Here is a 13,117-nt window from a genome sequence, read left to right as displayed (position 1 = left end):
AATTCGGCTCAGAAGGAGTATTTTAGGAACCGTTGCGACCGGCGGCCGGCTCGATGCGGGTTCGATAAAATCACCCGTCATTCACCCGCCGTCGGACAAACGCGAATCAAAGAAGCGTCCCTATCGATCAGATCATGATCAAAACAAAGGAGTGTTTATGTTATTTCGACTCATCGCTATGCTCGGTCTCGGATTTCTGGTTACATCGGCCTACGCGGCGGACAAGGCCGACCTGAAAACGCAGAAGGACAAGGTCAGCTACAGCATCGGATTGGATATCGGAAATAAATTGAAAGGCCAGTCGATCGAGATCGACCCGAAATTCTTAGCGCAAGGGATTCAGGACGCCACCTCGGGTGGAAAGCCGTTGCTCACCCAAGAGGAAGTCCAGGCCGTGATGATGACCTTTCAGAAAGAGATGCAGGCCAAGGCGACCGAGCAGGCCAAGGTGGTCGGGGATAAAAATCTGAAAGAGGGCGAGGCGTTCCTCGCAGAGAACAAGAAGAAAAAGGGGGTCGTCACCCTTCCGAGCGGCCTGCAGTATAAAATCATCACCGCCGGCACCGGAAAGAAGCCGAAAGCGACCGACACCGTCACCACCAACTATAAAGGGACCCTCATCGATGGGACTGAGTTCGACAGCTCCTACAAGCGAGGGGAGCCGGCGAGTTTCCCGGTCCAAGGGGTCATCCCCGGTTGGACCGAGGCGCTCCAGCTGATGCCGGTCGGCTCCAAGTGGCAGCTCGTCGTTCCGCCGGCGTTGGCATACGGCCCCCGGGGCGCCGGACCGCAGATCGGGCCGAACGCGACGCTGATCTTCGAAGTGGAGCTTCTCTCGATTCAGGACGAGGCCAAAACACCGAAGCCTTAAATCCCGCGTATCGAATCGGTTGGATGAAAGAGAAGGGTTCGGCCTTCGTTGGCCGAACCCTTTTTTCTTTTTCGAGGAGCCGTTGAAATCTTTCACGCCGCGCGCCGTCGGCTCGGTTCCGCCGACAGGATCGCGGCGATGGCGGCGCGCATCGAGACCCGATCGCGCGGGCCGTCGTAGCGGATCCGGTTCATGAAGATCGTCGGGGTGCCGTTGACGCCGTCCTGAATTCCCCTCCGAAAGTCCTCCCTCACTTTTTCCCGGTAGACCTCTCCCCGCAGTTCCCGATCGAAGCGCTCTACGTCGAGCCCGAGCGCGGCGGCATAGGCAACGATGTGATCGTATTCGAGCGCATCCTGATGGTCGAAGAGCATGTCGTGCATCTCCCAGAACTGCCCCTGCGCGCCGGCCGCTTCGGCCGCCTCCGCCGCCATCAGGGCGTGGGGATGGATGTTGGTGAGGGGGAAATTCCGGAAGACGAGCCGGACGGTATCGGGCTCTTCCTCCACCAGACTCTCCAGGACGGGGCGGGCCATGCCGCAGTAGGGGCATTCGAAGTCGCCGTATTCCAGCATCGTGACCCGCGCGTCGGGCGCGCCGAGGGTCCAATCGTCTTTCGTCATCACGGTTTTCTGAATCGTGTCGTCAAGCATGGTGAGCCTCCTTCGGCCGGGCGCCGGCAATCTGCTCGAGCGCATCAAAGATGATGTTGAGACCGGGCGCGATCGCCGGGTCTTTCGAGACCCAGCGGTCGCGGAGGACCCCCTCCGCGTCGATGAAGAAGAGGGCGCGCTCGCTGATCCCATCATTCTCGCGAAAGACCCCATATTGCCGGGCCACCCCGCCGTGCGGCCAGAAGTCGCTCAGCAGCGGGAAGGTGAGGCGCTGATCTTTGGACCAGGCGCGGTGCGAGAAGACATTGTCGACGCTGATCCCCAGGACCTCCGCATTGTACCCTTGGATTTCGCCGAGCACTTCTTGAATGAGCGCGAATTCGCTGGTGCAGACGGGCGACCAATCGGCGGGGTAAAAGGCGAGGACGACATTTTTGCCGCGATAGTGGCTCAACTGGACCGGTTCCGCTTCACCGTTCGGAAGGGTGAAGTCGGGGGCCGGCGCATTTGTCGGTGACGGGGTGGCCATAGAACCCTCCTTTGCGCTATAGATTATTCTGGACCTGGTCACTCAGGTATGTATATATTTTCATTCTACGCCGATGGATTCCGAGGGGACAACCCCTCGGAGGGTACCGCGGGCGCGGCCGTAACGGCGGCCGGGAATCCGGATCGATCCAATCGATTCCGACAGGTTTCGTCCGACAGGTTTCGCAAAAGGTCTCGATGAAGCAGCTTCAGGGAAAAACGGCGGTTGTCGCAGGGGCGACGCGGGGGGCCGGGCGGGGGATCGCTTGCATGCTCGGCGAAGCGGGGGCGACGGTCTACTGTACCGGGCGGAGCAGCCGGGGCCGGACCCCGACACGAACGGGGAACTCCCCGTTCGACCTGACGGCGCGTCCGGAGACGATCGAGGAGTCCGCTGAGAAGGTGACGGCGTGCGGCGGGATCGGCATCCCGGTCCGGGTCGATCACACGGTGGAAGCGGAGGTGAAGCGACTCTTCGATCGGGTCGAAGCCGAGCAGGGACGGTTGGACCTGCTGGTCAACGATGTCTGGGGCGGAGATGAATTGGCCGAGTGGGGGAAACCGTTCTGGGAGCTGACGTTGGAAAAGGGATGGTTGATGCTCCAACGCGCCGTCCAGACCCACATCATCACGAGCCGCTACGCCGCGCCATTCATGATCCGGTCCGGCCGAGGGTTGATCGTCGAAATCACCGACGGCGACGACTTTCATTATCGGGGCAATCTCTTCTATGATTTGGTCAAGCTTTCCGTCATCCGGCTCGCCTATGGGATGTCGGAAGAGCTCCGCCCGCACCAGGTCGCGGCGCTCGCCGTGACCCCCGGCTTCCTTCGCTCCGAGGCGATGCTGGAGCACTTCGGCGTCACCGAGGCGAACTGGCGGGAGGGGGCGAAGAAAGACCGGCACTTCATCGCTTCCGAGACGCCGTTTTATGTCGGCCGTGCCGTCGCGGCCTTGGCCTCCGACCCGGAGGTGATGAAGAAATCGGGCCGGCTCTTCAGCTCCTGGGGGTTGGCGCAAGAGTATGGCTTTACCGACATCGACGGAAGCCGGCCGAATTGGGGAAAGTATTTCGAGGAGAACGTCGCCGAGAAGCCATCGCGATAGGATGAAGATCCGGACGGCCCAAACGGATGGCCGATTCCTTATCGAGAGCACCGGAGGTTCAATGACAAAGGGAGTGCAGGTTCGCGACGCGGAGGAGGCCGATCGCGATGGGATTCGGGAGGTGACCCTCTCGGCTTATCAGGAATATTCAGCGCAGATGCCGGAACATTGGGAGAGCTACCGGCAGGGGATTTTGGGGACGTTGGCCGACGTCCAGCCGGCCGAGCAGATCGTGGCCGAAGCGGCGGGGGCGATCGTCGGCGCCGTCCTTTTATATCCGGCCGGATCGGTCTTCTCTCCTCCGAACAGCCCGCCGATGACCCGGGTTTCGCCGGAGGTCCGTCTCTTGGCGGTTGCCCCGGCGGCGCGGGGCCGAGGGGTTGCGGCGGCGCTGATGAAGGAATGCATTCGGCGTGCGCGCCGATCGGGCGCCGCGGCGCTGACGCTCCATACCACCGACATGATGCGGGTGGCGATGGAAATGTATGAGCGGATCGGGTTTGTCCGGGCGCCGGCGCTTGACTTTTATCCTTCGGCCGATTTAATCGTCAAAGGCTACCGTCTGAACTTGGAAGAGACCGCTCCTTAGGAAGGGGGGTCGGAGGGGGGCGGATGCGGGCCGGCGCCATTCCTGAAAATCTTCATCTCGTTTTCGAGCGCCTTCACCCGGTCGGCCAGACTCTCCCGAAGCAGGTTCTCCACGCGGCAGTTGGCGAGGAGATACCGGACCATCGCCTGCAGATAGGTGATCCGCCACTCCGCTTGCTTCATCTCCTCCGGGTCGGCGGCTTGGGTCTGTTTTTCGACCGCCGCCGAGGCCCGATTCAATTCCTCGATCGCTTCGCTGAGCTCTTCTTTCAGAATCATTCTCCTTCTCCCCGACACAACGGCTAAGGGTACCATTGGAGGGGGAAGAAGTTCAATCCCATTTTACAAATGCAAGTCGGCAAAATTAAGATCGACCGGTTCTCATCCGGTCTCGAATTGGATCGAAGCGTCGGGTGGGGTCCTCGATCGTTCGCCGGCGCTTCTCCCGCGTTTCGCCCGGGCTTAAATCGGGGGCGCGCTCTGAATTCGGACCTCGACGGTGTGATCTTGACGGTCGTCGGCCAGGGGAATGGCCGGCGTGTGTTGCTCGACGCCGTCGACGGCGACCCGGATCTCTTCCCCCGGTTGATTCCGGATGCCGCGGGAGCGGACGAAGGAGATCTGATAGCGCGTCTCCCGATAACGGTAATCGATCTTGAACGCCGTCCAATCTTCCGGAAGGCAGGGCTCGAAATGTAATCGATCTCCTTCAAGCCTGAGCCCGAGGAGCGATTCCACGATGAGACGATACAGCCAGCCGGCCGATCCGGTGTACCAGGTCCATCCGCCGCGGCCGGTGTGGGGTGAGACCGCATAGACGTCGGCTGCGACGACATACGGCTCGACCTTGTAGATCGCCGTTTCTTTCGGCGTCCGTGCATGGTTGACCGGGTTGATGATGTCGAGCAGCTCCCAGGCGCGCCGGTTCTCTCCCAAGGCGGCGAACGCCATCGCCGCCCAGATCGCCGCATGGGTATACTGGCCGCCGTTTTCCCGGACCCCCGGCACATACCCCTTGATATAGCCGGGATTCAGGTTCGACTTGTCGAACGGCGGGTCCAAAAGCTGGATCAGCGAATGATCCCGCCGTACCAGGCGTTGATCCAATGCCTCCATCGCCCGGCGGGCGCGGGCGGCCTCCCCGGCGCCGGAGAGAACGGACCAGCTTTGTGCAATCGAATCGATTTGGCATTCGGGATTTTCGGCCGAGCCGAGCGGTGTCCCATCGTCGAAGTAGGCGCGACGGTACCACGCCCCATCCCAGCCATGCGCCTCGATATTCCGGCGGAGCTGGGCGGCCTCTTTCTGGCAGCGCTCGGCGAAGGGGAGATCGCCGCGAAGGCGGGCGATCGGAGTGAATTCCGTGAGGACTTTATAAAGGAAGAAGCCGAGCCAAACGCTCTCCCCTTTATTTTGTTCGCCGACCGTATTCATCCCGTCGTTCCAATCCCCCGAGCCGATCAACGGGAGGCCGTGCCCGCCGAATCGAAGGCCCCGCAAAATAGCGCGCAGACAGTGTTCGTATAGGCTGGCCGAGACGTCGGACCGGACCGGATGATCGTAGTAGGAGTCCTCATCGGGATTGACCGGACGGCCCTCGATGAAAGGGATCGATTCATCCAAGATCCCGGTATCGCCGGTTGCGGCGAGATAACGGGAGGCCGCCAAGGGGAGCCAGAGGAAATCGTCCGAACAGTGCGTCCGCACCCCCCGGCCGAGCGGCGGGTGCCACCAGTGCTGCACATCCCCCTCCGGGAACTGACGGCCCGCGCAGAGGAGCAGCTGCTCGCGGAGGAGGCGCGGTTCGGCATGGATGAGCGCCATGACATCTTGGAGCTGGTCGCGAAAGCCGAAGGCCCCTCCCGATTGATAGAATCCGCTTCGCGCCCAGAGACGGCATGCGAGCGCCTGGTACGGCAGCCAGCCGTTGGTCAGCACATTGAGGGAGAGGTCCGGTGTTTCGACCTGCACCGCCCCCAGCGTCCGCTTCCAATGCCGACGGACCGTCTCGAGCGCGGTTGCGGCCGCCGCGGCGCCCCGGAAGCGATGGACCAGATCGGCCGCATCGTCGGCGTTACGCCCGAGGCCGAGTTTAAAGGTGATCTCCCGCGCTTCCCCGTCCGCCAACTCGAAGGAGAGCTGAAGCGCGGCGCAGGGATCGAGGCCGGCCCCCACCTTTCCGGAAAGCCGCGAGCGGGTCAGGGCGGCCGGCGCGCGAAGGGTGCCGTTTCGCCCGATGAATTCGGTGCGGTCGCCTGTGAAGGTCCGGGTCGCATCGTCGATATCGAAAAACGCCGTTCGATCGGCGAATTCCGTATTATACCGATTGCGGGCATAGAATACCCCGGCGGCGTCGACCTCGGTGGTGACATGCATCGCCGATTTCGGCCGGAGGTCCCCCAGCACCCATTCGACATAACCGGTGGCCGAGAGGCGACGGGACCGGCCGGAGCTGTTTTGTACTTTCAAGACCGAGAACTTGATCGATGCATCGAGGGCGACATAGACCCAGAGCTCCGAGTGGATCCCGTCCTCATGATGCTCAAAGACGCTGTAGCCGAAACCATGCCGGCTCACATAAGCGCCCGCTCCCCTTCTCGGCAGCGGCGTGGGCGACCAGAAGTGGCCGCTCTCTTCGTCGCGAAGGTAGATCGCTTCTCCGCTCGGATCGCCGACCGGGTCGTTGTGCCACGGGGTCAGGCGGAACTCATGGGCGTTCTCGCTCCAGGTATAGGCCGCGCCGCTCTCCGAGAGAACGGTGCCGAACTGCGGATTCGCCAATATATTCACCCAGGGGGCCGGCGTCCCCTTTCCGGGGGTGGTTGTGATCACATACTCGCTTCCATCGGGGGTGAAGCCCCCCAGCCCGTTGAAGAGGATCAGATCGCGGCGGGGAAGGTCGTCGGGCCGGGCGGCCGGTCGATGGGTCCGGGTCGGCGTCAGCCGGGGAACGCGCACCTCCATGAGGCCGCGGCGGTTGATCTGCTCCGCCAGCGTTCCGCGCGTGTCGGTGAGGATGGCCCGCGCGACCGACTGGAGCAGAATTCGATCCTCGCTCGAAATTTGGTCGGCCGGTCGGACGAAAATTCCGCCCGGCCGGTCGATGATGTTGGCTTCGACCCCGGCGGCGATCAGTCCCATAATCTGCTCTTGGAGCAGCTGGCGGTAGCCGGTGTGATCCTCGTTCCAGATCACCAGATCGACCGCGAGTCCTTTTAAGCGCCAATAGGCGTGGGCTTGGACCAGCTGGCGAACCAGATCGATCTTCCCCGCGTCGGCAATCTGCAGCAGGACGATCGGCAAATCGCCGGAGATCGCATAGCCCCACAAGCCCGACTGGCCCCGACGGTTTTTGATCAGAACGCCGGCCTCGGCCCGCAGCGACGAATTCGCATAGATAATCGAATTGGCCAAGCGGCTGTAGAGTTGCGCATCGGCCTCGGTGGCATTGATCTGGCGTAAGACGACTTGGCTATGGGTCCAGGCCAAATCGAAGACCCGATTCGCCAGCCGCCGGTCTTGGTATTTCTCGACCAGGCTTAAAGCGGCGTCGCGGGTTTCGCCGACGCCCGAGACCAGATCGATCGTGGTCGATTGGTCCGGACCGAGGGTGATTCGGTGCTGGATGGCGGCGATCGGATCGAGCACGGAGCCCTGACTCCCGGAGAGGGCGGCCGTATCGCCGAGCGCTTGAGGGGAGGCGACGGTGTTTCCCCGACCGATGAACTGCCCGCGGTCGGTCTCATAGGAAATCGGTCCTTTCTCCCCGCCGTGCACCGCCATCAGATGAAACATCCAGGGCGCCTGCTCATTGAGAGAGCGGGGTCGGCGGGTACAAAGGATCGCCTGCCTCCGCTGAATGATTTCGGTCTGTACGAATAGATTGCTGAAGGCCGGATGGAGCGCGTCTGCGGGAAGAGGGGCGAGCACCACCTCCGCATAGCTGACGACATCGATCGTTTTGCGTGTCCGGGAGCGATTGGTAATCCGGACCCGGCGCAGTTCGATGTCATCTTCCGGTGATACAACGATTTCGGTATACGTTTCAAAATCACGGTCGCGGCGGCGAAATTCGGCCCGTCCTTCGGAGAAGATCGCTTCGTAGCTCTCCGACCGTTTGAGCGTCGGTTGATAGGTATTGGACCAGAAGGCGCCGCTCGCGACGTCCCGGATGTAGCAAAAGGTCCCCCACGGGTCGGAGGTGCTGTCTTCGCGCCAGCGTGTGACCGCGAGCTCCTTCCAGCGGCTGTAGCCCCCCCCTGCGTTTGTGATCATGACATGGTATCGGCCGTTCGACAGCAACTGCACCTCCGGGATCGGCGTGTTGGGGCTGTCGAGGACCCGCACCGGCATTTCCGAGTCGACGGAAGGGGTCCGGAGGCCGGCGGAGGGGGCGGTATGCGAATAAAATGCGGTCGCCTTCGGAATCCGCTCTTGGAGAAGCAGCAGCGTTGCCTGGAACTGAGGGTCCGACTCGAAGCGCTTCTGCATCGGCCGGTCGAGGAGGAGATAAGCCAAGGAGAGAAGACTCATCCCTTGGTGATGGGCCATGAAGGACCGAATGATCGCGCGCGACTCCCCCCGGCGGAGGCGAGAGGGGGTGTAATCGACCGCTTCATAAAAGCCGAACTTTCCTTCCATCCCTTCGACGGCGAGTCGCTGCAGATTCTGACAGGCCGCCTCCGGCGCGACCATCAACGCCAGGACCGATGCATACGGCGCGACGACCAGCTCTTCCGCGAGTCCGCGTTTGAGGCCGAGGCCGGGAACACCGAACGCCCGATACTGGTAGTTGAAATGGACGTCGACGGTATTGTAGCCCGACTCCGACATTCCCCAGGGGACGCCGCGCTGCCGTCCATAGTCGATTTGTCGGTCGACGGCGGCCCGATAGGTCTGGTCGAGCAGGGTGTTCTCATAGGTCGGCATCACCAGCAGCGGCATCAGGTACTCGAACATCGAGCCGCTCCACGACAAGAGGACCGGCTCCCCGCCGCTGCCGGTCAACAGCCGTCCCAAAGCAAACCAGCTCTCCTGGGGAAGCTGTCCCTGTGCGATGGCGAGAAACGTACAGAGCCTCGCTTCCGAAGCGAGCAGGTCATAATAACTGGCGTCCCGCCGGCGCTCTCCCGCGTTGTATCCGATCGCCAGGAGCCGCCGTGTCTTATCAAAGAGAAAGTCATAGTTCATCTGTGCCAATTCGCCCGACAGAAGCGCAAGGCGCGCCGTCGTCGTCATCCGCTCCTCGGCCCGCCGGCCCGCTTCGATCAGAAGCGGTTGCAGCGCATTCAGCCACCGGCGCTCCGGCGCGGCTCCCTCCGTTGCAAGCCGCTGTTCGAGGGCGGGATGTACCCGCCGCGCAAGGCCGGCCAGCGCGCGCAGCGAGGGAATCGGGACGAGATCGGGCAAGAGGCTCTCCTCCGTCGGCCGCTCCGGCGACAAGAGCCAGGGGGCGAGAAAGGTCAACTCGTCGAGGGCGGCGCGCGATTGCCGGGCCAGCGCCTCGGCCCACTCGCCGACCGTCTCAGAAAACCGGTCTCCATCGGCGGCGAACGCCGCCGCACAGCGGGTCAGGCGATCGAGCGTCCGGTGCGCCCCCGTCAGGGTGGTCGGCGGTGACGCCAGGGCCGAGTCCAGATCGGCCTGGAGGGGGGCGAGCGGCGGAGGAAGCCTCCCTTCGGCCGCCTCCACCAGGAGCATAAGCGTGTCGTGGAGACCGTCAAAGAGCCGGTCACTCAGGATCGGTTGATCGGAGAGGGCGATCAGTCCCGGACGCAACGTCAGCAGATGGGCGGCGAGGTTTCCGCTGTCGACGGTCGAAACGTAAAGCGGGTGGAGCGGTTTGAGAGAGTGGGTGTCATACCAATTATAGAAGTGCCCTTCATACCGCTCCAGACTTTCGAGGGTGCGCAGCGTCTTCTCCGTCCGCTCGATCAGGCCTCCCGCCGGAAGATAGCCGAAGTCGTGGGCCGATAGGTTGGCGAGCAGCGCCAGCCCGATATTGGTCGGCGATGTCCGATGCGCAACGACGGTGCCGCGGTACTCCTGGACATTGTCCGGGGGGAGCCAATGGTCTTCCGGACCGACGAAGGTTTCGAAGAAGGCCCAGGTCTTCCGGGAGATTTTACGGAGGAAGAAGGTCTGCTCGCCGGTCAGCTGGAGGTCCCCCTGAACCAGCGGTTGACTGATCCACCCGGTGACGGCGGGGGAGAGGAGCCATAAGAGAAGGATCGGTCCCGCCACGGCCAACGCGCCGGGCCGCGACAGCATCAAGGCCATCCCGACGGAAAGGGCGACCGCGGGGGCGATCCACATCGATCGGAAGGCGGCGCGGAGGTCGGACCGCCGATCGCCATTGACCTCGGCCGAGGAGGTCCACTCCAGAAGCCGGCGGTGGGTAATCCAGATCCGTCCGACGGTCCGAACGATGGCATCGAGACTAAAATAGGCCTCGTAGGGGAGGCAGACGAGCGTCAGCGCCGCCTGCGTAAACGCGTTGCCTGCGGACCGGATCGCCGCATTGATGTGTTGCCTCCAGAGAACGTCGTCCGGTTTTCGGAAGAGATGAAGGAGAGAGGCGATGAACGACGGGATGAAGATCATTCCAATGACCGCCGAAGACCAAAACCAGGGGGAGGGCAAGACGGTCCAGCCGAGCAATAAGAGGAGGGTGAGTGCCGGCGCGATGAGGCTCCTCCGCAAGTTGTCGAAGATCTTCCATCGCGACAGGAGGGAGAGCGGATTGGCCTGCCGGCGTCCGCCGGGTCCTGGAACGCGCGGCAGAAGCCATCCCGCAATCTGCCAATCGCCGCGAATCCAGCGGGCGCGCCGGTTGACATCGGCGCCGTAGGAGGAGGGGTCCTCCTCATAGATCTGTGTGTCGCTTAATAAACCGGAGCGGGCATAACAGCCTTCCAGCAGATCGTGGCTGAGGATGCGGTTTTCCGGAAAGCGTTCTTTGAGCGCCTGTTCGAATGCATCGACGTCATAGATTCCCTTGCCGATAAACGAGCCTTCATGGAAGAGGTCTTGGTAGACATCGGAGACGGCGCGCGTATAGGGGTCGATCCCCGGCTCACTCCCGCAAAGCCGTGCATAATACGATGCATTGGAGCCCGGCAGGCTCGCCGCAACCCGCGGCTGAAGGATGCCGTATCCCTCCGTGACACGCCCTTTTGGTTCGTCATAGCGCGCGCGGTTCAGGGGGTGGGCGAGGGTCCCGGCCAGCTGGCGCGCGGAATCGCGCGGCAGCTGTGTGTCGGTGTCGAGGGTAATGACATATTTGACGTTCAATAACAGGTCGGTATTCCCGACGACCTCTGAGAAGGCGTCCTTCGGGCCGCCGCGCAGGAGTGAATTCAGGTCGGCGAGCTTTCCACGCTTTCGCTCATACCCCATCCAGATCCGCTCCTGCGGATTCCACCGGCGCGGCCGGTGAAACAGGTAGAAGGGGTCGCCCGGGGTCTCGGGGCGACGGTATTTTTCATTCAGCGTCTCGATTTTCATCCGGGCGAGCTGCAGCAGCGGCGCATCCTGAGGGAGGGTTTCCTCCGGCGCATCTCGAAAGTCGGTTAATAGGCCGAAATGGAGGTGGGGATCGCGGTTTGCCAGGAAGCGAACCTCCAGCCCTTCGATCAGCGCTTCGACGTTCCGGGCGGTGGTCAGCAGGGTCGGCACGACCACGAGCGTCCGTGATTCCGGCGCGATCCCTTCCGAGAAGTCCATTCGCGGGAGCAAATGCGGCGGGGCCAGCAGCGTCGTCAGCCAATTCACCAGCGCGACCGCGAGCTGACTCGTGCAGAGAAGGGAGAGAATCCCGATCAAGGCGAACGGCCAGCCGTCCCAGCCGGTTGCATCGGCCTGGAACAGGAGCCCTCCGGTGAAGAGGGCCGTCATCGCAACGATTGCGCCGAGGAAGAGGAGCAAAGGATGCCGGGAGAGCGTGCGACGGAGGGCCTTGGAGGTCGGCAGCGTCAATTCGACCGCCTGTTCGAGCTGAGACAGTCCACGGTCGAGGAGATAAAAACCGACGTGCGCCGTCCGACTTCCCTGTCCGTCCCGGGCCGCCCCCTCCTGCGCGAGGGCGATCGCTTTGCGCGCCACCTCGCTTTCGGAGAGAGCCGTATGCTTTGCGGTTTTCTCAACCACATGCCGGTAGCGATCGCGGGTCGTGAAATCCATCTTGCCGTAAACGCCCCCGGGATCTTCATCGAGGATCCGCTCGACCCTGCTCATCGTCTCGACGAACTTGCGCCAATCCATCGCCCCGAGGAATCGGAGGCTGCCGATGCTGTTGCTGATCGAGACCTGGTCGGCCGCCTGCTGCTGCGTCTCCGACTGAACCAACTGCTGGATCGTCAGCTGCGACTCCGAGAGAAGCTGCTCCATCCAGGTCAGCGGCAGCGCCAAGGGGGCTCCCTGTCCCTGCAGTCGGCGGGTCAGCTCGGCCACAAACGAGCTGACCATGGGGGGATTCGACCGGGCCATATCGGCGATCACCAGGATGAGGCTCTTCGGGTCTTTTTCGGTGATCTCGATCATCTGGTCGGCCCAGGCGTCGGCCAGGTCGCGGTTGATTCTGCTGGTGGCGATCCGGGCGCCGACGCGGCGGAGGTTTTCGATCAGCGCCAAGCGGAGCATGATCGGGATCGCCCACAATTCTCCTAGCGTGAGGGGGGTGACCGTCTGGTAGGCCGCCACGAATCGGCTGAGAATCTCCGGATCGACCCGTCCGTCGCCGTGCGAAATCGTTTCCAGCGCGATATCATAGACGCGGGGAAGCCCGGCCGAAGGGCCGTGCGCGAGGCGAGGAAGCTCCCGGCTGTACCCTGTGGGTAGATGTTTTTTGGCCGTGCGGATCTGCTCTTCGATTAAGTAGAAGTTATCGAGCAGCCACTCCGCCGCCGGCGTGATCCGCTGGTTGGCTGTGACCGCACCGGTCAGCAGATTGCAAACATCGATCAACAGCGCTTCATTCGCAGAAAGTCGGGTGAGAAGCTGGTCCGGCGCGCGTCCCGGTGTCAATTGATGCGCGGCGGCAAGGCGCTTGCCGTGTTGTTCCATCTGATCGGCGCTGAACAAATCCGATCGCAGCGGCGGCTCTTCGTTGGGGTATTTTCGTGGAACGTTGCGTCTGCGAAGGCGGGTCTTTAACCGGAGAAAAGGTCCGAGGATCGTGTCGATCTCTTTCAATATTCATCTCTTTCTGAAGCGCCCTATGAGCGATCGCGATCGGTTGTTTTGAACGACTTTCTCGGAATGAGGGCGGGTTGCAGGGCTCTCTTGCTGTGAGCCGGAAGGGGTCACCTGGGTTGCCGATGCTTCCTGGCCCAGAATCAGCATACCACGAACCGGGATCCGATGACCAGGTCCCAGCGCAACGGGTGAGAACCGGCGCGATCGACCCCTT

7 protein-coding genes are annotated in these 13,117 nt (G+C 62.6%); 3 read left to right on the top strand and 4 right to left on the bottom strand.

Annotated elements, in window-relative coordinates:
- Positions 1-157: 157 nt before the first annotated feature.
- Complete coding sequence (locus HY282_15795) at positions 158-871, top strand: FKBP-type peptidyl-prolyl cis-trans isomerase (protein ID MBI3805213.1); 714 nt, start codon at positions 158-160, stop codon at positions 869-871.
- A gap of 92 nt (positions 872-963) precedes the next feature.
- Here the strand turns inward: HY282_15795 and HY282_15790 are convergent, their stop codons facing one another.
- Together HY282_15790 and HY282_15785 are read right to left on the bottom strand one after the other, a co-directional pair.
- Positions 964-1,524, bottom strand: a complete 561-nt coding sequence (locus tag HY282_15790; protein ID MBI3805212.1) for a thioredoxin domain-containing protein — start codon at positions 1,522-1,524, stop codon at positions 964-966.
- A complete protein-coding gene (locus tag HY282_15785; protein MBI3805211.1) occupies positions 1,517-2,014 on the bottom strand; it encodes a peroxiredoxin in 498 nt (165 codons plus the stop codon). The genes HY282_15790 and HY282_15785 overlap by 8 nt, the downstream gene beginning before the upstream one ends.
- A gap of 197 nt (positions 2,015-2,211) precedes the next feature.
- On the opposite strand from HY282_15785, the gene HY282_15780 reads away from it, so the two are divergent.
- Both HY282_15780 and HY282_15775 read left to right on the top strand, forming a co-directional pair.
- Positions 2,212-3,120 carry an SDR family oxidoreductase gene (locus HY282_15780; GenBank protein MBI3805210.1) on the top strand — a complete coding sequence of 303 codons (909 nt, stop codon included), beginning with the start codon at positions 2,212-2,214 and terminating at the stop codon, positions 3,118-3,120.
- A 61-nt stretch (positions 3,121-3,181) separates the two neighbouring features.
- Positions 3,182-3,709: a GNAT family N-acetyltransferase gene (locus HY282_15775; GenBank protein MBI3805209.1), complete on the top strand. Its 528-nt coding sequence runs from the start codon at positions 3,182-3,184 to the stop codon at positions 3,707-3,709.
- Here HY282_15775 and HY282_15770 read toward each other — a convergent pair.
- Together HY282_15770 and HY282_15765 are read right to left on the bottom strand one after the other, a co-directional pair.
- On the bottom strand, positions 3,706-3,987 hold the full coding sequence (locus HY282_15770) for a hypothetical protein (GenBank protein MBI3805208.1): 282 nt from the start codon (positions 3,985-3,987) through the stop codon (positions 3,706-3,708). The two genes, HY282_15775 and HY282_15770, sit on opposite strands and share 4 nt — an antisense overlap.
- A gap of 183 nt (positions 3,988-4,170) precedes the next feature.
- Positions 4,171-12,771 (bottom strand): cyclic beta 1-2 glucan synthetase, encoded by an 8,601-nt coding sequence (locus tag HY282_15765; GenBank protein MBI3805207.1) that lies wholly within the window; start codon positions 12,769-12,771, stop codon positions 4,171-4,173.
- Between the last annotated feature and the right edge of the window lie 346 nt (positions 12,772-13,117).

It is taken from the genome of Candidatus Manganitrophaceae bacterium (assembly GCA_016200325.1).
In the GTDB taxonomy this organism is placed as follows: Bacteria; Nitrospirota; Nitrospiria; order SBBL01; family Manganitrophaceae; genus Manganitrophus.
This window is presented reverse-complemented; position numbering and strand designations above follow the sequence as displayed.

What these genes read in the sequence shown, in the direction of transcription:
- HY282_15770 (MBI3805208.1), bottom strand. Translation starts at nt 3,987, where the DNA reads ATGATTCTGAAAGAAGAGCTCAGCGAAGCGATCGAGGAATTGAATCGG.
- HY282_15790 (MBI3805212.1), bottom strand. Translation starts at nt 1,524, where the DNA reads ATGCTTGACGACACGATTCAGAAAACCGTGATGACGAAAGACGATTGG.
- HY282_15785 (MBI3805211.1), bottom strand. Translation starts at nt 2,014, where the DNA reads ATGGCCACCCCGTCACCGACAAATGCGCCGGCCCCCGACTTCACCCTT.
- HY282_15775 (MBI3805209.1), top strand. Translation starts at nt 3,182, where the DNA reads ATGACAAAGGGAGTGCAGGTTCGCGACGCGGAGGAGGCCGATCGCGAT.
- HY282_15765 (MBI3805207.1), bottom strand. Translation starts at nt 12,771, where the DNA reads ATGGAACAACACGGCAAGCGCCTTGCCGCCGCGCATCAATTGACACCG.
- HY282_15795 (MBI3805213.1), top strand. Translation starts at nt 158, where the DNA reads ATGTTATTTCGACTCATCGCTATGCTCGGTCTCGGATTTCTGGTTACA.
- HY282_15780 (MBI3805210.1), top strand. Translation starts at nt 2,212, where the DNA reads ATGAAGCAGCTTCAGGGAAAAACGGCGGTTGTCGCAGGGGCGACGCGG.